Origin of the sequence: Agromyces fucosus (genome assembly GCF_004134865.1) — a bacterium.
GTDB classification, from domain to species: Bacteria; Actinomycetota; Actinomycetes; order Actinomycetales; family Microbacteriaceae; genus Agromyces; species Agromyces fucosus.
Map to the genome: position 1 here is coordinate 191,567 of NZ_SDPO01000004.1, position 19,552 is coordinate 211,118.

21 protein-coding genes are annotated in these 19,552 nt (G+C 70.0%); 6 read left to right on the forward strand and 15 right to left on the reverse strand.

Features of this window, described 5'->3' with window-relative positions; genetic code table 11:
- Positions 1-11: 11 nt before the first annotated feature.
- From ESP57_RS16405 to ESP57_RS16435, 6 genes are all read right to left on the reverse strand, one after another.
- Positions 12-203: a hypothetical protein gene (locus ESP57_RS16405; protein ID WP_056013947.1), complete on the reverse strand. Its 192-nt coding sequence runs from the start codon at positions 201-203 to the stop codon at positions 12-14.
- 75 nt (positions 204-278) lie between these two features.
- Positions 279-1,409: a flavodoxin-dependent (E)-4-hydroxy-3-methylbut-2-enyl-diphosphate synthase gene (gene ispG / locus ESP57_RS16410; RefSeq protein ID WP_129232294.1), complete on the reverse strand. Its 1,131-nt coding sequence runs from the start codon at positions 1,407-1,409 to the stop codon at positions 279-281.
- Between the two features lie 87 nt (positions 1,410-1,496).
- Positions 1,497-2,060, reverse strand: coding sequence for a hypothetical protein (locus ESP57_RS16415; protein WP_129232295.1), 564 nt, complete (start codon positions 2,058-2,060; stop codon positions 1,497-1,499).
- Positions 2,061-2,239: 179 nt separating this feature from the next.
- Positions 2,240-2,743: a hypothetical protein gene (locus ESP57_RS16425; RefSeq protein WP_129232297.1), complete on the reverse strand. Its 504-nt coding sequence runs from the start codon at positions 2,741-2,743 to the stop codon at positions 2,240-2,242.
- 329 nt (positions 2,744-3,072) lie between these two features.
- A complete protein-coding gene (locus tag ESP57_RS16430; RefSeq protein WP_207904577.1) occupies positions 3,073-3,705 on the reverse strand; it encodes a CoA transferase subunit B in 633 nt (210 codons plus the stop codon).
- A 1-nt stretch (position 3,706) separates the two neighbouring features.
- Positions 3,707-4,480 carry a CoA transferase subunit A gene (locus tag ESP57_RS16435; RefSeq protein WP_129232298.1) on the reverse strand — a complete coding sequence of 258 codons (774 nt, stop codon included), beginning with the start codon at positions 4,478-4,480 and terminating at the stop codon, positions 3,707-3,709.
- 121 nt (positions 4,481-4,601) lie between these two features.
- Between ESP57_RS16435 and ESP57_RS16440 the strand changes: the two genes are divergently transcribed.
- Together ESP57_RS16440 and ESP57_RS16445 are read left to right on the forward strand one after the other, a co-directional pair.
- Entirely contained in the window at positions 4,602-5,786 is a 1,185-nt protein-coding gene (locus ESP57_RS16440; protein ID WP_129232299.1) for an acetyl-CoA C-acetyltransferase, read from the forward strand.
- Between the two features lie 74 nt (positions 5,787-5,860).
- Positions 5,861-7,147 carry a low temperature requirement protein A gene (locus ESP57_RS16445; RefSeq protein WP_129232300.1) on the forward strand — a complete coding sequence of 429 codons (1,287 nt, stop codon included), beginning with the start codon at positions 5,861-5,863 and terminating at the stop codon, positions 7,145-7,147.
- Positions 7,148-7,245: 98 nt separating this feature from the next.
- On the opposite strand, the gene ESP57_RS16450 is transcribed toward ESP57_RS16445, so the two are convergent.
- The 6 genes from ESP57_RS16450 to ESP57_RS16475 all read right to left on the reverse strand — a co-directional run bounded on the left by ESP57_RS16450 (position 7,246) and on the right by ESP57_RS16475 (position 12,800).
- The gene (locus ESP57_RS16450) at positions 7,246-7,554 is read right to left on the reverse strand and encodes an SHOCT domain-containing protein (protein ID WP_056014938.1); all 309 of its coding nucleotides are present in this window, start codon (positions 7,552-7,554) and stop codon (positions 7,246-7,248) included.
- Positions 7,555-7,684: 130 nt separating this feature from the next.
- Positions 7,685-8,347, reverse strand: a complete 663-nt coding sequence (locus tag ESP57_RS16455; RefSeq protein WP_056013967.1) for a response regulator transcription factor — start codon at positions 8,345-8,347, stop codon at positions 7,685-7,687.
- Positions 8,344-9,510: a sensor histidine kinase gene (locus ESP57_RS16460; protein WP_129232301.1), complete on the reverse strand. Its 1,167-nt coding sequence runs from the start codon at positions 9,508-9,510 to the stop codon at positions 8,344-8,346. Before ESP57_RS16460 ends, ESP57_RS16455 begins: the two co-directional genes overlap by 4 nt.
- Before the next feature lie 115 nt (positions 9,511-9,625).
- On the reverse strand, positions 9,626-10,951 hold the full coding sequence (locus ESP57_RS16465) for a M50 family metallopeptidase (RefSeq protein ID WP_115962364.1): 1,326 nt from the start codon (positions 10,949-10,951) through the stop codon (positions 9,626-9,628).
- 68 nt (positions 10,952-11,019) lie between these two features.
- Positions 11,020-12,111 carry a 1-deoxy-D-xylulose-5-phosphate reductoisomerase gene (gene dxr, locus ESP57_RS16470; RefSeq protein ID WP_129232302.1) on the reverse strand — a complete coding sequence of 364 codons (1,092 nt, stop codon included), beginning with the start codon at positions 12,109-12,111 and terminating at the stop codon, positions 11,020-11,022.
- A gap of 50 nt (positions 12,112-12,161) precedes the next feature.
- The gene (locus tag ESP57_RS16475) at positions 12,162-12,800 is read right to left on the reverse strand and encodes a 4'-phosphopantetheinyl transferase family protein (RefSeq protein ID WP_115962359.1); all 639 of its coding nucleotides are present in this window, start codon (positions 12,798-12,800) and stop codon (positions 12,162-12,164) included.
- Between the two features lie 160 nt (positions 12,801-12,960).
- Here ESP57_RS16475 and ESP57_RS16480 point away from each other — a divergent pair, with 160 nt between their 5' ends.
- Both ESP57_RS16480 and ESP57_RS16485 read left to right on the forward strand, forming a co-directional pair.
- Positions 12,961-13,722 (forward strand): lysophospholipid acyltransferase family protein, encoded by a 762-nt coding sequence (locus ESP57_RS16480; protein ID WP_129232503.1) that lies wholly within the window; start codon positions 12,961-12,963, stop codon positions 13,720-13,722.
- Positions 13,723-13,768: 46 nt separating this feature from the next.
- Positions 13,769-14,707, forward strand: a complete 939-nt coding sequence (locus ESP57_RS16485; RefSeq protein WP_129232303.1) for a hypothetical protein — start codon at positions 13,769-13,771, stop codon at positions 14,705-14,707.
- A gap of 1 nt (position 14,708) precedes the next feature.
- On the opposite strand, the gene ESP57_RS16490 is transcribed toward ESP57_RS16485, so the two are convergent.
- On the reverse strand, positions 14,709-15,188 hold the full coding sequence (locus ESP57_RS16490) for an OsmC family protein (RefSeq protein ID WP_129232304.1): 480 nt from the start codon (positions 15,186-15,188) through the stop codon (positions 14,709-14,711).
- A gap of 82 nt (positions 15,189-15,270) precedes the next feature.
- Between ESP57_RS16490 and gabT the strand changes: the two genes are divergently transcribed.
- Positions 15,271-16,647, forward strand: a complete 1,377-nt coding sequence (gene gabT / locus ESP57_RS16495) for a 4-aminobutyrate--2-oxoglutarate transaminase (RefSeq protein ID WP_129232305.1) — start codon at positions 15,271-15,273, stop codon at positions 16,645-16,647.
- A gap of 5 nt (positions 16,648-16,652) precedes the next feature.
- Complete coding sequence (locus ESP57_RS16500) at positions 16,653-17,642, forward strand: asparaginase (protein WP_115962350.1); 990 nt, start codon at positions 16,653-16,655, stop codon at positions 17,640-17,642.
- A gap of 100 nt (positions 17,643-17,742) precedes the next feature.
- On the opposite strand, the gene ESP57_RS16505 is transcribed toward ESP57_RS16500, so the two are convergent.
- Together ESP57_RS16505 and ESP57_RS16510 are read right to left on the reverse strand one after the other, a co-directional pair.
- Positions 17,743-18,525 carry an ABC transporter permease gene (locus ESP57_RS16505; RefSeq protein ID WP_235507814.1) on the reverse strand — a complete coding sequence of 261 codons (783 nt, stop codon included), beginning with the start codon at positions 18,523-18,525 and terminating at the stop codon, positions 17,743-17,745.
- Positions 18,526-18,638: 113 nt separating this feature from the next.
- Entirely contained in the window at positions 18,639-19,550 is a 912-nt protein-coding gene (locus ESP57_RS16510) for an ABC transporter permease (RefSeq protein WP_056013990.1), read from the reverse strand.
- Positions 19,551-19,552 lie beyond the last annotated feature (2 nt).

A 19,552-nucleotide genomic window follows, 5' to 3' on the forward strand; every position in this document is an offset into this window, starting at 1 on the left:
GCGCCTCGCGGTCAGACGCCCTCGTCGTCTTCCTCGTCGTCGAGGGCGAACTCCTCGAGGTCGCCCTCGGTCGCCGTCGCGGCCGCTTCGGCATCCGCATCGGTGCCGTCCGGGCCGTCGTCGATGCCCTCGTGCAGGGTGCCCATGCCGTCGGGGTAGCCCGCCGCATCGGGGTACTCGAACTCGCTGCCGTCACCGCTCATCGCGGTCTCCTCTCGCGATCGGATGCTCCTGGGCACCCGTGTGCCGCCCACCATACGCTCGGGCGGCGCTCGCGACTACGGGGTGAGCACCTCAGGAGTGCCGACCGGCGCGTCGGCACCCATCTCGTCGGCGATGCGGTTGGCCTCCTCGATGAGGGTCGCGACGATCTCGGACTCGGGCACAGTCTTGATGACCTCGCCCTTGACGAAGATCTGGCCCTTGCCGTTGCCGGATGCCACGCCGAGGTCGGCCTCACGGGCCTCGCCCGGGCCGTTGACGACGCAGCCCATGACGGCGACGCGGAGTGGCACGGTCATGCCCTCGAGGCCATCGGTGACGTCGTTCGCGAGCTTGTAGACGTCGACCTGCGCGCGGCCGCACGACGGGCACGAGACGATCTCGAGCTTGCGCTCGCGGAGGTTCAGCGACTGCAGGATCTGCAGGCCCACCTTGACCTCTTCGACCGGCGGAGCCGAAAGCGAGACGCGGATGGTATCGCCGATGCCCTCGCCGAGGAGGATGCCGAACGCGGTGGCCGACTTGATCGTGCCCTGGAATGCCGGGCCCGCCTCGGTGACGCCGAGGTGCAGCGGCCAGTCGCCTCGCTCGGCCAGCAGTCGGTAGGCCTTGACCATGACGATGGGGTCGTTGTGCTTGACCGAGATCTTGAAGTCGTGGAAGTCGTGCTCCTCGAAGAGGCTGGCCTCCCAGACCGCCGACTCGACGAGCGCCTCGGGCGTCGCCTTGCCGTACTTCTGCAGCAGTCGCGGATCGAGCGATCCGGCGTTGACGCCGATGCGCAGGCTCACGCCGGCCGCCTTCGCCGCCGCCGCGATCTCGCCGACCTTGTCGTCGAACTTGCGGATGTTGCCGGGGTTGACGCGTACCGCGGCACAACCGGCATCGATCGCCTGGAAGACGTAGTTCGGCTGGAAGTGGATGTCGGCGATGACCGGGATCTGGCTCTTCTTCGCGATGATCGGCAGCGCCTCGGCGTCGTCGCGGCTCGGTACGGCGACGCGCACGATGTCGCAGCCCGATGCCGTGAGCTCGGCGATCTGCTGCAGCGTGGCGTTGATGTTCGTCGTCGGCGTCGTCGTCATCGACTGCACGCTCACCTGGGCGTCACCGCCGACGAGCACCTTGCCCACCTTGATCTGGCGGGACTTGCGTCGCGGGGCCAGTACCTCAGGGGCTTTGGGCATTCCGAGATTCACAGCAGGCACGAGACGAGTCTACTTCGGCGCGAGTGGTCGTCGGCTGCGAAGCGGCATCCCGGACTCGTTCGAGCCTCACGCGCAACCGTCGGCGATCATGACGGGCGCCCCGAGCCATTTGACGACGGATCCGTCGTCCGTCGGCGTGGCGACGACCGTCGCCGTTTCGGGTTGGCCATCCGGACGAGCGAAATCGACGGTCTCGATCGGCGTCCCGACGCACGTCCAGAGGTTCGCATCGAAGACCGGGTCACCCGAGAGCGTCGACCATGCATCTGCAGCATGAATTCCTTGTTCACTGACGAGATCGAACCCGCGCGCGCTCGGCCCGTCGAAGTACACGGCGAAGCGCGGCCAGACGTAGTCGAAGGCTCCGCCGTCACGACGCTCTTCGTCGTAGAACCGTTCGTCGAGCACGAATTCGTCCCAGGAGTGGAACACTCCGGGCGGGGTGTGGTTCGTGCCACGATACGACTCGTCCACCGGCGGCACATCGAACAGGTCGGTCAGCACGGCTATCGCGTCGGCAGGCGCCGACATGTAGTCGAGGGCAGCGACGACAGCGCCCTCGTCGTCCCGGAGCTCGAGCGACTGCGGCCGCACGACCATTGCGGTGACTGCAGCCAGCGGTTCGGCCACGGGCGTCGGGGTCGGCGTGGGGGTCGGCGTCGGAGCCGTACTCGCCGGGGGCACAGGACTCTGCGTGGGCGTCGGCGGCGGCCCGAAGCATCCGCTCAATGCCGCCGTCATGACAACTGCAATGGCAGAGAGACCCCACCCGATCGGCGACCGAAGTCGCGTTGTCGGCAGCGAGTCCTTCACGCGCAGCCCTCTTCGTGGATGGCGAGCGGTGCTCGGACCCGAAGGATGGCGCTCGCGTCATCGTTCGCGATGAAGTCGACGCCGTAGCGCTGCTCGTGAACCGTGCCGTCGGGCCACGACTCGTCGTAGGCCGTGTAGTCGAGGTATGGGCCGGAGCATCCGCTCGGATTCAGCTGAAGCCCGGGCATCGCTTGGAGGTCCGTCCACGAGGTTCCGGCTACGATCCCATCTTCGGTCGTGAGCGCGACACCCGCGACTTCGGGGCCGGTGAACACGACGCTGAAGCTCGGCCGATACAGCGTGCGCTCCCGGCTCGCGAATTCCGACCAGTTGTCGACGTAGCGCCGCTCCCAGAGTTCGAACGCACCCCAGCGGTGCGCGGTGCTCGGCGAATTGTGACTCCCGCCGGGGAATTCCTCGTCGACCGGTGCTTCACCGAGCACACGCTCGATCGTGGCGATCGCGGCGTCGACGTCGCCGAGATAATCGAGTTCTGTCACCACCGCACCAGAAGCGTCCCGCATCTCGAGCGCTTCAGGTCGTGCGACCAGCGCGACGACCGTGTCGATCGGCTCCACAGCAGCCGTCGCGATGGGACTCGGTGCTTCACTGGCGACGGTCGACGGCGATGGCGCCACCGGAGCAGCCGTGCACCCCGTGAGCAGGACCGCCGTGAGAACGAACGTACCGGTAGCGACGATTGCAGCGCGAACGCCTGTGAAACCGTTCATGATCCTCCGCTTGGTTGTTCGAACCAGTATCAGGCACGGTGCGAGCGCCGAGCGTCAGGGAATCCACTGATGCGCGCGGCGGGCGTCGTCGGTCCCGTTCAGCCCACGATGAGCGGCGGCTCGGTGGCGGCGACGACCTCGTCGACGGTCACCCCCGGGGCGCACTCGACGAGGCGCAGGCCCTCGGGCGTCACGTCGATGACGGCGAGGTCGGTGATGATGCGATGCACGACCGCGCGACCGGTGAGCGGCAGCGAGCATTCGTTCACGATCTTCGCCGAGCCGTCTTTCGCGACGTGCTCCATGAGCACGACCACCTTGCGGGCGCCGTGCACGAGGTCCATCGCGCCGCCCGGACCCTTGACCATCTTGCCGGGGATCATCCAGTTGGCGAGGTCGCCCGTCGCGGACACCTGCATGGCGCCGAGGATGGCGGCGTCGATCTTGCCGCCGCGGATCATGCCGAAGCTCGTCGCCGAGTCGAAGTACGCGGCTCCGGGCAGCACCGTCACCGTCTCCTTGCCTGCGTTGATGAGGTCGGGGTCGACCGCATCGTCGGTCGGGTACGGCCCGACGCCCAGGATGCCGTTCTCGGACTGCAGCAGGATCGTGACCCCGTCGGGCACGTAGTTCGGCACGAGCGTCGGCAGCCCGATGCCGAGGTTGACGTACGAGCCGTCGGCGAGTTCCCGGGCGGCTCTCGCGGCCATCTCGAAGCGGGTCAGTGCCATCTCAGTTCCCCTCCCGAACGGTGCGGCGTTCGATGCGCTTCTCGATGTCAGAGCCGACGACCACGACGCGGTCGACGTAGATGCCGGGCAGGTGAACGGCGTCGGGGTCGAGGTCGCCGGCCTCGACGATCTCCTCGACCTGCGCGATGCAGACCCGGCCGGCCATCGCCGCGAGGGGCGAGAAGTTGCGCGCCGACTTGTCGAAGACGAGGTTGCCGTAGCGGTCGCCCTTCAGCGCGTGCACGAGGGAGAAGTCGGTCGTGATGGCCTCTTCGAGCACGAAGTCGCGGGGCACGCCGGCCACGTCGAAGGTCTGCACTGGTTTCGCGGGGCTCGCGACCGCGATCGATCCGTCGCCGTTGTAGCGCCGGGGCAGCCCGCCCTCGGCGACCTGCGTGCCGACGCCGGTCTGCGTGAAGAACGCGGCGATGCCGCTGCCGCCGGCCCGCAGCTTCTCGGCGAGCGTGCCCTGTGGGGTGAGCTCGAGCTCGAGCTCGCCCGAGAGGTACTGCCGCTCGAACTCCTTGTTCTCGCCGACGTACGACGAGGTCATCTTGGCGATGCGCTGCTTCGCGAGCAGGACGCCGAGGCCCCAGTCGTCGACGCCGCAGTTGTTCGAGACGACGGAGAGCCCATCGACGCCTGCGTCGAGCAGGGCTTGGATGAGCACCATCGGGATGCCGCAGAGGCCGAATCCGCCCACGGCGAGACTGGCCCCGCTCGGGATGTCGGAGACCGCCTCTTGAGCGGACCCGACGACCTTGTCGAGTGTCATGTTCCGCGACCTCCATGTCGATGAACTGCGAACCGACGGATCCGTCGGTGAATACTCACTAACTGAATCGTAGAATGGTTCCACCGCGCAAGAGCCGCGCTCTGACGAAGGAGTCCTGAACATGTCCCTACCCGACGTCGTCATCATCGCGGGGGCACGCACGCCGTTCGCCCGCATCAACGGCAACCTCGCGGGCCGGTCGGCCGTCGAGCTCGGCACCGTCGCCATCCGCGGCGCGCTCGAGAAGGCCGGGGTCTCCCCCGACGACGTCGACGCCGTGATCATGGGCCAGGTGCTCCAGGCCGGCGCCGGCCAGAACCCCGCGAAGCAGTCGGCGGTCGCCGCCGGCATCCCGTGGCGCGTTCCCGCCACCACCGTCAACAAGGTCTGCCTGTCCGGCCTCGTCGCGATCACGGATGCCGCGAGGCTCATCCGCCTCGGCGAGGCATCCGTCGTCGTGGCCGGCGGCCAGGAATCCATGACGAACGCCCCGCACCTGCTGCCCGGCTCCCGTCGCGGCCAGGCCTACGGCTCGTGGGAGATGCTCGACCACGCCGCCCACGACGGACTCACCGACGCCTTCGACCGCGAGTCGATGGGCGCCTCGACCGAACGCTTCAACGGACGCTACGAGATCACGCGAGCGGCGCAGGACGAGATCGCCGCGGCATCCCACGTTCGCGCCGGTGCCGCACAGGCCGACGGCCTCTTCGCCGACGAGATCGTGCCGGTCGAGATTCCCCAGCGCAAGGGCGACCCGGTGATCGTCGCCGAAGACCAGGGTGTCCGCCCCGACTCCACCGTCGAGGTGCTCGCGAAGCTGCGCCCCGCGTTCAACGCCGCTGGCACGATCACGGCGGGCAACTCCTCGCCGCTCTCCGACGGCGCAGCGGCCGTCGTCGTCGCGAGCCGCGAGTGGGCAGAGTCCCGCGGGCTCCCCTGGCTCGCGCTCGTCGGAGCGGCCGGTCAGGTCGCAGGCCCCGACAACTCGCTGCACGCGCAGCCCGCCAAGGCGATCGCCGCCGCGCTGGAGAAGTCCGGCGGCAGCGCAGACGAACTCGACCTCGTCGAGATCAACGAGGCGTTCGCCGCGGTCTCGCTCGAGTCCGCCCGCGAGCTCGGCCTCTCGGCGGAGGTCGTCAACGTGCACGGCGGCGCCATCGCCCTCGGCCACCCCATCGGCGCGTCCGGCGCGAGGCTCGCCCTGCACGCCGCGCTCGAACTCTCCCGTCGCGGCGAGGGCCGCGCGGCCGTCGCGCTCTGCGGCGGCGGCGGTCAGGGCGAGGCGCTGCTGCTCTCGCGCTGACCGAGCGGCACCCGCGGCGCCTGTGGCAGCATGATGCGACGGGCGCCGCCGGTGCGCCCCGAGAGGGCCTCACGATGAGCGATCAGCAGACGCAGGATGCAGGCACCGCGGCGTCCGCCCGGCCGCCGCTCGACCACCGCCTGCGACGGATGGTCGGCCGCGACCCCAAGGAGGCCCATCGCGCCTCCACGCCGCTCGAGCTGCTCTTCGACCTCACGTTCGTCGTCGCGTTCAGCCAGGCGGGGGCGCAGACCGCGCACCTGCTCGAGCTCGGCCACTGGATGCCGGCGATCGTCGGCTTCCTGTTCGCCGTCTTCGCGATCTGGTGGGCGTGGATCAACTACTCGTGGCTCGCGTCGGCGTATGACAACGACGACATCTTCTTCCGTGTGGCGACCATGGTGGAGATGCTCGGCGTGCTGGTCCTGGCGCTGGGCCTGCCCGATCTCTTCCACTCGCTCGACGAGGGCGAGCACGTCGACAACGGGGTGGTCGTCGCCGGCTACGTCGTCATGCGCGTCGCCACGATCGCACTCTGGCTGCGCGCTGCGAAGCACGACGGTGCCCGCCGCCGCACCGCGCTCACCTACGTCGTCTTCGTGTCGATCGCCCAGCTCGGCTGGATCGCCGTCATCTTCATCAACCTGCCTCTCGTGCCGACACTCGCGATCACGGCGGTGCTGATCGTGCTCGAACTCGTGGGGCCCTACGTCGCAGAGCACGGTCCCGGGGGCGGCACTCCCTGGCACGCCCACCACATCGCCGAGCGCTACGGCCTGCTCGTCATCATCACGCTCGGCGAGATCATCCTCGGCACGATCCTCGCGATCTCGGCCGTGATCGACGAGCAGGACTGGTCGGTCGAGGCCGCCGCCGTGGCCTTCGGCGGCACGGCGCTCGCGTTCGGGCTCTGGTGGGTGTACTTCACGATGCCGTCGGGCAAGATGCTGCAGCGCTTCCGGGAACGCGGGTTCGTGTGGGGCTACCTCCACTACTTCATCTTCATCGCCCTCGCGGGCGCAGGGGCGGGCCTGCACGTGGCGGCCTACGAGATCGAAGGCGTCGCCCACATCGGCCTCGTGCCGGCGCTGCTCACCGTTGTCGTCCCCGTGGGCGTCTTCATGGTCGCGCTGTTCACCATCTACTCGCTGCTGCTGCGGCAGTTCGACCCGTTCCACATCTGGCTGTTCATCGGCAGCCTGCTGGTGCTCGTCGCCGCGGTCGCCGCCGTGGCCGCCGGAGCGACCTTCGGTGTGGGCATCCTCATCACGGCGGCGGCGCCGTTCGTCGTCGTGGTCGGGTACGAGACGGTCGGCCACCGTCACCAGTCGGCCGCGCTGCGTCGGGCCCTCGGTCACTGACCGGGCCGCACGGCAGGCGAACGGCCGGGCGCGCGGCATGCGGGCATGCGACGAGGGGCGGATGCCGCGGCATCCGCCCCTCGCGTGGCGATCCGGCGCTAGGCGTTCGGGCGATTCGCGCGCAGCACCTCGAGGCGCGCCCGGTACTCGGTCTCGTCGATGTCGCCCTTGGCGAAGCGCTCGGAGAGCGTCGACTCGGCGCTGCCCGCGCGCATCCATGGCGGACCGTAAGAGCCGTCAGGCCCGCCATGCGCCCAGTAGCGACGACGGCTCCGGGTCACCAGGAAGATGATCAGGCCGATGACGAGGAACCAGAAGACGGGGATGAGGAAGAAGACCCATCCGAACCCGGCCGCCCAGGGGCCGGCGTGAGTGACCACCGCGGTGGTGGCGAGGGTGGCGAACATGTTGTGTCCCTTGATCGTGCGGCCTGCGGTCCAGGCCGTCGATCCGAGTCTCGCGAGACTCTCGCCTCGGCGAATCCGCCCGCCGGAGACACTTCGACTGCTCCCCCGGGAGCAGTGCGGGCCGTCGCGGCTACTGCCAGCCCGGAGCGACGAGCCCCGACTCGTACGCCACGACCACGAGGTGCACGCGATCGCGCGCCGCGAGCTTCGACATGATGCGCGAGACGTGCGTCTTCGCCGTCAGCGGGCTCAGCACCAGCCGCTCGGCGATCTCATCGTTCGTGAGACCGAGGCCCACGAGGCGCAGCACCTCGCGTTCGCGGTCGGTGAGGGCCGCGAGCAGGCTCTCGTCCGGTGCATCGCGGAGCCCGATCGACATGCGCTCGAGGAGCCGCTTCGTCACGCCGGGCGAGAGCAGGGCCTCACCCTCGGCGACGACGCGCACCGCGCGGATGAGGTCGACGGGTTCGGTGTCCTTCACGAGGAATCCGCTCGCCCCCGCCCGCACCGCCCGGGCGACGTACTCGTCGAGTTCGAAGGTCGTGACGATGACGACGCGCACCCCTGCGAGCTGTGGATCGGCGGCGATCTGCTCGGTCGCCCAGAGTCCGTCGCCGTCGGGCATGCGGATGTCCATCAGCACGACGTCGACGGGTTCCCGCCGCACGAGCTCGAGCAGCTCGGTGCCGCTCGACGCCTCCCCCACGACCTCGACGTCGTCCTCGGCCGCGAGCAGGGCACGGAAGCCGGCGCGCACGAGCACCTGGTCGTCGGCGAGCGCGACGCGGATCATGCCACGCCTCCCCACGGCAGTCGCGCGGTGATGCGAGTGCCGCCGAGCGGCGAGGCAGCGAGCTCGACCGATCCGCCCAGGAGCGCCGCGCGTTCGCGCATGCCGAGGATGCCGCTGCCTTCGCCGTGGTCGGCGACGTCCGCGCCGGCGCCGGCCTGGCCGACTCCGTCGTCGTCGACCGTGAGCACGAACTCGTCGCCCGACCGCTCGACGGTCACGACGGCCTCGGTCGCCCCGGCATGGCGCACGACGTTCGTGAGCGCCTCCTGCGCGATGCGGTAGCCGGCGAACTGCACGGCACGCCTCGGCGGCTCGGCGAGCCGGTCGACGAGTCGCGCCTCGAGACCGGGCGAGCGGATGCCTCGGATGAGCCGCGGCAGCTCGGCGAGCTCGGCCTGCGGCACGAGCGGCGCCTCGCCGTCGCGGATGACGCCGAGCACGGTGCGCACCTCGTCGAGCGCCGACTTCGAGGTCTCCTTGATGCTGCCGAGCGCCGTGCGGGCCTGCTCCGGGTCACGGTCCATGAGATGCAGGCCGACGCTCGCCTGCACGTTGATCTGCGAGAGGGCGTGCCCGATGACGTCGTGCAGCTCGCGGGCGATGCGCACGCGTTCGCGCTCCTCGGCGCTCTGACGGCGCCGCATCGCCTCGGCGCGGAAGGCAGAGGCACGCGCGCGCCGCACGCGCACGAACCAGCCGATGCCGAAGCACACGGCGAGCGCGAGCGTCGTGAACGCGATGCGGAACGGATGCCACGACAACCCGAGCATCGACCCGAGCACGATCGCCGCGACCCAGGCCGCGACGACCGACGAGACCGCCCAGACGACGGCGCCGCGCGCGACGGCCAGCACGATCGCGAACGCCACGGCGATGTACGGCGGCCCGAGATCGGGCGTCAGCACGAGATCGGCGAGCGCGGCGGCGGCGACCACGGCGACCGTCGGCCCCGGGTAGCGCCCGGCACCGAGGAGCGCGAGCGCTCCCGCCGCGGCGAGGGCCACCTGGGCGATGCCCGCGGCCCACCCGACGTGCGTCCACACCGCGATGCCGATCGCGGCGGGAACCTGCACGATGAGGCTGATGACGACGGGCGCGAACAGCACGACGCGCGGCGGCGGCCGGAATCGTTCGGGGCGACCGTCCCACTGGGGCACGGGCATTCCCAGATCGTATCGCCGGGGCCGCCCGCCCGGATCCGCCCCGCGGTGACTCACTCGCTACTCCGAGCGGAGTACGAGAGCGAGCGTGCCGCGGCGCGGGCGTTCAGCGGTCCGGTCAGAGGAGCTGCACCGGCTTGACGATGTCGGCGTAGATGAGGAGGGCGCTCATCGCACCGAAGATGACGACGACCGCGAGGGTCACGGGCATGAGCTTCGCAAGGTCGACGGGCCCCGGGTCGGGGCGCCGGAAGAGCTTGGCGAACCCGCGTCGGATGCCCTCCCAGAGCGCTCCGGCGATGTGACCGCCGTCGAGCGGCAGCAGCGGGATGAGGTTGAAGACGAAGAGCGCGATGTTCAGCGAGCCGAGGATGCCGATCATGGTCGCGGCCTTCGAGGCGATCGGGATCTCATCGATCGTCGCGATCTCGCCCGCCAGGCGACCGACGCCGACGACCGACATGGGCCCGTTAGGGTCGCGCTCCTCCGGCCCGAAGGCGGCGTTGGCGACGTCGATGATGCGCTGCGGCAGGTTCAGGATGATTCCGGCGACGCCGGCCACGTTCTCGCCGACCGCGGGCAGCACGGCGGTCGCCGGCTGCTGCACGATCTCGGTCGCGGGGCCGATGCCGACGAACCCGGCGGCTTCGGTCATCTCGGTGCCCGAGGCATCCGTCACGACCCGGCCCTTGTCGTCGAACACGTACCGCTCGCTGAGCATCGGGGTGACCTCGAGCTCGACGGTCTCGCCGTCGCGTTCGACGACGAACGCGACCGGCTCGTCGGGGTGGGCGCGGATGATCGCGGTCGACTCGTTCCACGACTCGATGGGCTCGCCGTCGACCGAGACGATGCGGTCGCCGGGTTCGATTCCGGCGGCGGCACCGGGGGCGGCAGGGTCGCCGGCCTCGCACGTCTGCCGTTCGCTCGTGGCGGGCAGTGCGCACGCCGAGACCGAGCCGACGGTCGTCGACGCCTGCGCGACGCCGAAGCCCATGAGCAGGATGCCGAAGAGCAGGATCGCGAGCAGGAGGTTCATGAACGGCCCGCCGAACATGACGATGATGCGCTTCCACACGGGCAGCAGGTAGAACGCGCGGTGCTCGTCGCCGGCCGTGATCGACTCGGTACTGGAGTCGCGGGCGTCCTGCACGAGTCCGCGGAAGAAGCCCGTGCTGTCGGCGTGCACCTGCTCGCCCTTCGCGGGCGGGAACATGCCGATCATCGAGATGTAGCCGCCGAGCGGGATGGCCTTCACGCCGTACTCGGTCTCGCCCTTCCGGCGCGACCAGATGGTCGGGCCGAAGCCGATCATGTACTGGGTGACCTTGACGCCGAAGATCTTGGCCGGCACCAGGTGCCCGATCTCGTGCAGGCCGATCGACACGGCGAGGCCGATCACGATGATGACGACGCCGATGATGAAGGCGAGCACGGAATCCACGGCTGCAAGCGTAGTGCTGTCGGCTTTGAGTGCGCTGGCGGTCGGCTGTGAGCTCGGCGGGCGGCGCTTCAGCCCGAGATGCGGGCGATGCGGGCCTCGGCCGCGCGTCGGGCGCTGCGCTCGGCTTCGGCGAGCGACGCGACGGAGAGCACGGCATCGGATGCCTCGTGGTGCTCGACCACCTCGCGCACGATGTCGACGATGTCGAGGAACCCGATGCGGCCGGCGTGGAACGCCGTGACCGCCTCCTCGTTGGCCGCGTTGAACACGGCGGGATACTCGCCCCCGGCGCGTCCGACCTGCTTGGCGAGCGCGACCGCGGGGAACGCCGCGCCGTCGAGCGGCTCGAACGTCCATTCCTGCGCACGCGTCCAGTCGAGCGGTGCGCCGACGGCCGCCACCCGATTCGGCCAGTCGAGGCCGAGCGAGATCGGCAGGCGCATGTCGGGCGGCGACGCCTGCGCGATCGTGGAGCCGTCGACGAACTCGACCATCGAGTGGACGATCGACTGGGGATGCACGACGACGTCGATGCGGTCGTACTCGACGTCGAAGAGCAGGTGCGCCTCGATCACCTCGAGTCCCTTGTTCACGAGCGTCGCCGAGTTGGTCGTCACGACGAGGCCCATGTCCCAGGTCGGGTGCGCGAGCGCCTCGGCCGGCGTGACCGCGGTGAGCTCGTCGCGCCGGCGACCGCGGAAGGGGCCACCCGAGGCGGTCAGCACGAGTCGGCGCACCTCGTCGTCGGTGCCCGAGCGCAACGCCTGCGCGATCGCCGAGTGCTCGGAGTCGACGGGCACGATCTGGCCGGGCTTCGCGAGGCGGGTCACGAGATCGCCGCCCACGATGAGCGACTCCTTGTTCGCGAGGGCGAGGGTCGTGCCGCGCTCGAGGGTGGCGAGGGTCGGCCCGAGGCCGACGGAGCCGGTGATGCCGTTCAGCACGACATCGGCGTCGACGTCGCGCACGAGCTGCTCTGCCTCTTCGATGCCGACTGCCGTGTGCTCGACCGAGAACTCCGCGGCCTGCGCGTCGAGGACTGCGCGATTGGACCCGACGGCCAGGCCGACGACGTCGAATCGCCGAGGGTTCGCCCTGATGACGTCGAGGGCCTGGGTGCCGATCGAACCGGATGAGCCGAGGATGATGACGGAGCGCACATCCCCACTGTATCCGGAGCGCCGGACGCCGATCCGGGGCGCAGAGCGCGTCAGGAGAGCACGGCCACGGTCGCCGCCCGGTTCCCGGGTACGGCGACGTCGTGGAAGCGGATGCCGCGCCATCCGGAACCGAACTCCGGCGGGCTCACCTCGATGCGGCCGACGCCGCCGTCATCGCTCGGCAGGGTGAGCGCCAGCCGCGACGGCTCGATGAACTCGGTGTGGCCGACGGCACGAAGCAGCGCGGACTTCCGCGCCCAGAGCGTCGCGCGGGCGATCGCACGCGCGGCCGGGTCGAAGCGGTCGAGGGCGGCCCGCTCGCTGGCATGGAACGCCGCCTCGTCGATGACGGCGCCCGACTCGAGCGCGGCGGATTCGATGCCGACACCGACCGGATGCCTCGTGGCTGCGGCGCCGACGACCGCGTCGCCGAAGACGGCGACATCGGCGAACCACGTGGCGCCCGACGGGGTGAGCGGATAGGCGACGGACGGCCGCCCGTGCCGCGCCCCGCACTCGGCGCAGGCGTGCACGAGCTCGACGTCGTCGGCGGGAACGCCCGTCGCATGGGCGACCAGCCCGCGCAGCACCGTGTCGGCTGCCGGCCCGCGACGGCCCCTCGTGACCACCACGACGCGCACGCCGGAGGCTTCGAGCTCGATGAGCTCACCCTCCGCCGCGACATCCATGCACCCATCCTCTCGCACGGGCGCCGCGGCATCCGCTGCGATTCGTCCGACGCGCGGGGAATCGGATATGCCGCGGCGTGCATGTCGCCGGCCGTAGGGTCGAACGGTGACAGAGATCGAAGGCGACGCCGTGCCGGCTCCAGTGCGGGGTCGTGGTGCAGTGCCGTCTCCCGTCTCGACGGCGCCTGTGCCGGCTCCAGTGCGGCAGGGCCCGCTCTACCGCATCGTCCGCGGTTTCCTCCGCCCACTTGTGCGGCTCGTCTACCGGCCGAAGATCACCGGAGCCGAGCACGTGCCGATGCGGGGTCCGGTCATCCTCGCCTCGAACCACCTCTCGTTCGTCGACAGCATCGTGATCCCGCTCGCCTCGCCGCGCCCCGTGCAGTTCCTCGCCAAGTCGACGTACTTCACCGGCACGGGTTTCTCGGGCTGGGTCTCGCGCACCTTCTTCGGCGCCATCGGCGCCGTCGCAGTCGAACGCGGTGCCGGCTCCCAGGCGCAGGAGGCCCTCGACGCGGGCCGACGCATCCTCGACGCCGGCAACGCCTTCGCCCTCTACCCCGAGGGCACCCGCTCGCTCGACGGCCGGCTCTACCGGGGCCGCACGGGCGTGGCGTGGCTCGCGCTCACGACGGGCGCCAAGGTCGTCCCGGTCGGCCTCATCGGCACCGAGGCGATCCAGCCCGTCGGGGCGAAGCTGCCCCGCGTGCGCCCCGTCACCGTCCGCTTCGGCGAGCCCCTCGACCTGAGCCGTCACGGCCAGGCGACCTCCGGACGCGCCCGCCGCGCTGCGACCGACGAGATCATGGCCGCGATCCACGCGCTCAGCGAGCAGGAACTCGCGGGCGTCTACAACGAGACCCCGCCGCAGGGCGCCCTCGCCAAGCTCGCCGACCGGGTCGTGCCGCGCGAGCGGATCTGACCGGATTCCCAGCCGTTCCCGGCCTCGCCCCGGTATCGTCAGTCCGATGCGCCCCGCCTCGATCATCAGCCGCGTCGCCGCGACCGTGGCCGTCGTGCTCGCCCTCGCGGCGTGCGCCGGACCGATCGACGTGCAGAAGGCCGCTGCGGGCGGCACCGACGCGACCGCGGTCGTCGACCGCCCGATTCCGCCCGCCACGGAGTTCGACCCGGGCTATATCGTGAGCGACGACTCGTTCTACGACAGCGGCGCGATGAGCGAAGACGAGATCCAGGCGTTCTTCGAGGGGCTCGACTGCCGCCCCGAAGACCGGGTGCCGTGCCTCGCCGACTTCATGCAGAGCACCACGACGCAAGCCGCGGCAGGGCCCGGCCACTGCGCGGAGTACCGCGGCGGCATCCGCGAACGGGCGAGTCGCATCGTCTCGAAGGTCGCTGCGGCGTGCGGCATCAGCCCGAAGACCCTGCTCGTGCTGCTGCAGAAGGAGCAGTCGCTGCTCACCCGGCCGAGCGAGTCGGGCTACCTCCGCGCCACGGGGTACGGCTGCCCCGACACGGCCGACTGCGATGCGAAGTACTTCGGGTTCTTCAATCAGGTCTACAACGCGGCCTGGCAGTTCCGCCAGTACACCGAGCAGCCCGACCGCGCCTACCGCGTCGGAGCGGTCGACGTGGGGTTCCATCCGGATGCCGCGTGCGGCGCGTCGACCGTCGCCATCGCCAACCAGGCCACGGCGAACCTGTACAACTACACGCCCTACCAGCCGAACCCGGCCGCCGTGGCGGACCCCGAGATCGGCGACGGCTGCTCCGCGTTCGGCAACCTCAACTTCTGGCGGCTCTGGCACCGCTGGTTCGGCGACCCGCAGGCCGAGCGCTACCCCGGGTTCCTGCCGCCGTGCAGCCGGCTCGTCGGCGGCCACGCCTGCCCGCTCCCCGAGGCGACGCTGCCCGCCGTTCCGCCGGTGCGGCTCAGCGCCGACTGATTCAGCGCCCGCTGACGGTCACGACCGGTTCGTGCCGCACCGGGAAGGCGACGGACGCCGCGATGAAGCACTTCGCGGAGGCCTCGGCGTGGAGCTCGGCGGCGAGCTCGAGCATCGAGGCATCCGCGACCTCGATCCGCGGCCGCAGCACGACCTCGACGAATGCCCCGCCGCCCGTGCCATCCTCGCGCATGTGCCCGGTGGGCGCGTCCGTGTAGCTCCGCACGACGACGCCGTGGTTCGTCGCCACGTGCAGGTAGGAGAGCATGTGGCATTCGCCGAGCGCGGCGAGCAGCAGCTCCTCGGGATTCCACCGCTCGCGGTCGCCGTGGAAGGTGCGGTCGCTCGAACCGGCGATGTCGTGCAGCTTGCCGGTCGCGCGCACGACGTGCTGGCGGCCGTAGTCGCGGTATCCGGAGGTGCCCGTGCCGCGATCGCCCTGCCACTCGACCTCGATCTCGTAGTGGTGTTCGCCGAGCATGGTTCCTCCGATCGTGCACGCGAGCCGCGCCATCCGATTCTGCCCGATGCCGGTCTCGGGGCGGCGATAAGGTGGAGGAACCATGACTGATACCCGCATCGACGCCCAGACAGCCGCCGCCCCGGTCTACACCGTGCCGCAGGAGCGCAAGATCGTGACCGCCATCCCCGGTCCGAAGTCGCAGGAGCTGCAGGCCCGACGATCGAAGGTCGTCTCCTCCGGCGTGTCCTCGGCGCTGCCCGTCTACATCGAGCGCGCGAACGGCGCGATCCTCGTCGACGTCGACGGCAACCAGTTCATCGACTTCGGCGCCGGCATCGGCGTGACGACGATCGGCCACACCGAGCAGCGCGTCGTCGCGGCCGCGGCCGACCAGCTGCAGGACGTCATCCACACGCTCTTCACGATCACCCCCTACGAGGAGTACGTCCGCGTCGCCGAACTCCTCGCCGAGCACACTCCCGGCAACTGGGAGAAGAAGAGCGTGCTCGTCAACTCGGGCGCCGAGGCCGTCGAGAACGGCGTCAAGATCGCGCGCAAGCACACCGGCCGCCGTGCCGTCGCCGTGCTCGACCACGCCTACCACGGCCGCACGAACCTCACGATGGCGATGAACTACAAGGCGATGCCCTACGCGACCGGCTTCGGCCCGCTCGCGGGCGACGTCTACCACGCCCCGAGCTCCTACCCCTACCGCGACGGACTGTCGGGCGCGGATGCCGCGGCACGCACGATCGGCTACCTCGAGAAGGTCATCGGGGCGAGCGACCTCGCCTGCCTCGTCGTCGAGCCCATCCAGGGCGAAGGCGGGTTCATGGTTCCCGCCGACGGGTTCCTGCCCACGCTGCAGACCTGGTGCACCGAGAACGGTGTCGTGATGATCGCCGACGAGATCCAGTCGGGAATGGCCCGCACCGGCCGCTACTACGCGAGCGAGCACTTCGGCTGGGAGCCCGACCTCGTGCTCTCGGCGAAGGGCATCGCGGGCGGCCTGCCTCTCGCCGCGGTCACGGGCCGTGCCGAGATCATGGACGCGTCGCAGCCCGGCGGGCTCGGCGGCACCTTCGGCGGCAACCCCGTTGCGTGCGCCGCAGCGATCGCCGTCTTCGAATCGATCGACGAGCACGACCTCCTCGCCGAGGGCCGACGCATCGAGGCGACCTTCCGCGCCGGACTCGAGCGGCTCGCGGCACGCTACGACATCATCGGCGAGATCCGCGGCAAGGGCGCGATGATCGCGATCGAGCTCGTGCAGCCGGGCACCGGGCAGTCCACGAAGGCTCCGAACGCCGAAGCCGTCACCGCGATCGTCGCCTTCGCCGCACAACACGGCGTGCTCTTCCTCAGCGCCGGCACCTACGGCAACGTGCTGCGGTTCCTGCCGAGTCTGGCGGTGAGCGACGCGCTCATCGAAGACGGTCTCCGCGTGCTCGACGACGCCTTCGCCTCCCTCGGATAGAACAGGTGGCCGGCACATTCTCAGTCACTGATTCCGTCGAACTCGCCGTGGTCGAACGTAGTGGTTTCATCGAGTCCCGGCACGCGGGTTCCGCCGTCGTGCTCTCCCCCGAAGGCGAGGTGATGCGCGCCCTCGGCGACGTCGTCACCCCGATCTTCCCCCGGTCCTGCCTGAAGCCGTTCCAGGCCGTCGCCGTCATGACCTCGGGCGTCACGCTCCGGGGCGAAGACGCCGCCATCGCCACCGCGAGCCACTCGGGCACCGCCGCGCACGTCGCCCTCGTGCGCCGCCTGCTCGAACGTGAGTCCCTGCCCGAATCGGCGCTCGGCTGCCCGCCGGCCGCGCCGTCCGACCAGGTGGCGCGCGAGCAGCTCATCCGCTCCGGCGGACCGCGCGAGCGCGTCTACATGAACTGCTCGGGCAAGCACTCGGCGATGCTCCTCGCCTGCGTCGCCAACGAGTGGCCGCTCGAGAGCTACCTCGAGCTCGACCACCCGCTGCAGAAGCGCGTGCTCGACGTCATCGAGCGCTTCACGGGCGAGCGACCTGCGGCGACGGCGATCGACGGGTGCGGTGCGCCCGTGCACGCGATCAGCCTCGGCGGACTCGGCCGTGGCATCCAGAAGATCACGACCGCCGCGGCGGGCTCGCCGTTCGCGCTGTATCGCGAGGCCGCGGCCCTCACCGAGTCGGTGCGCGAGCACGCCTGGGCCGTGGGCGGCCCCGGCCAGCCCGACACCGTCGCCGTCGAGCGCCTCGGCGTCTTCGCGAAGATCGGCGCCGAGGGCGTCATGGTCATGACGGCGCCCGACGGCACCACCGTCGCGCTCAAGGTGCTCGACGGCTCGGCCCGCGCCTCGACGATCATCGCGCTCCGGCTGCTCGCGCAGTCGGGTGCGATCGACCACGAGGCCATCGACGCCGTGCAGACCGAGCTCGATCTCTGGGTCATGGGCGGCGAGCAGCGCGTCGGCACGATCAGGGCCACCGTCTGAATCGACCCGCACCCGGTTCCCGGATCGGTGCCGGGCAGCGAAGCGGATGCCGCAGCGGGATCACTCCCCCTGCGGCATCCGCTCTCTCGATCTGTTCGGGTCAGCCGAGTTTCGCGAGCCGTTTCGCACGTGCCGCGCGGGAGACCTGCGCGACGATCACGAGCACCAGGGCGAAGAGGAACACCGCCGAGGCGATGACGTTCGCCTCGGCCGGGATGCCGCGCGACGCCGAGATGTAGATGTACTTCGGGAACGTCGACACCGCACCCGAGTTGAAGTTCGTGATGATGAAGTCGTCGAAGCTGAGTGCGAATGACAACAGCGCCGCCGCCACGATGCCGGGAAGCAGCAGCGGGAACGTCACCCTCCAGAACACCTGCGACGGCGAGCCGTAGAGGTCGCGGCCCGCCTCTTCGAGCGCCGGATCGAGGCTCGCGACGCGCGCCTTGACCGTCACCACGACGAAGCTGATGCAGAACATCGTGTGCGCGAGGATGATCGTCGTCATGTCCTTCGCGACGCCGACGGCGAGGAACTGCGCTGCGAGGCCGGCTCCGAGCACGACCTCGGGCGTGGCCATCGGCAGGAACAGCAGCAGGCTGATCGCACCGCGGGCACGGAACCGGTAGCGCACGAGTGCGATCGCGATCATGGTGCCGAGCGTCGTCGCGATGACGGTGGCCGCGATGCCGATGATGATGCTGTTGCCGAAGGCTTCGCACACGGCCCCGCCCTCGACGGTGCAGACGTTCAGCCACTTGTCGAAGGTGAACCCACGCCAGGAGATGTTCGACTTGATCGAGTCGTTGAACGAGAACACGAAGGTGTACGCGATCGGGATGAGCAGGAACACGAACGCGATGACCGTGTACACGGGCAGCAGCCAGTCACCGAGCCCGAGCCGTCGCGGGCGAACCCGCCCGCGCGGGCCGCGCGAATCGAGCTCCTGGCTCTCACCGAGGCCGCCGAGCACGGCAGCCGCCTGGACTTCTCCGCTCACAGCAGGTCCTCCGTTCCGGATCGCTTGACGTAGACGCCGACGAGCACGAGGATCGCCGCCATGAGGATGATCGAGAGCGCCGCGGCCGCAGGATAGTTCAGCAGCACGAGGAAGTTCGCCTCGATCACGTTGCCCATCATCTGCGTGTCGGGCCCGCCGAGGAAGTCCCGGCTCGCGTTCACGTAGTCACCCGCAGCCGGGATGAAGGTGAGCAGCGTGCCCGCCACGATGCCAGGCATCGACAGCGGAATGGTGACCTTGCGGAACACCGTGAACGGGTTCGCATAGAGGTCGCTTCCCGCCTCGAGGTAGCGCAGGTCGAGGCGCTCGAGGGTCGTGTACAGCGGCAGGGTCATGAACGGGATGAAGTTGTACGTCAGACCGAAGATCACCGCGAACGGCGTACCCGTGAAGTGCGCGTCGGGCGCCATGAGCGAGAGCGCCTTCAACGAGGTGATGACGAACGACTCATCGGAGAGCAACTGCTTCCACGCGAGGGTGCGGAGCAGGAAGCTGATGAAGAACGGTGCGATCACCAGCACGAGCATGAGCCCCTGCAGCATCGGCCACCGCCGCGCCTTCACCCCGATGAAGTACGCGAGCGGATAGCTGAAGAGCAGTGCGAACACCGTGGCCGCGAGCGCGTACCCGAAGGAGCGCACGATGTGCGGCCAGTAGTCGGTCATCACCGTGACGTAGTTCTGCCAGTTGAACGCGTAGTCGTACTGGCCGATGTCGCCGAACTCGCTCGGCGCCTGCAGCGAAGTGAGCAGGAGCGAGAAGAGCGGGGTGATGAAGAACAGCACGAGGTAGAGCAGGCCGGGGAGCAGCAGGAACAGTGCGATCCTGCTGCGCTTCCGCGGCGCCTGGGGAACGACCTCTGCGGTCTGGAAGGCGGCGAAGGCCATGG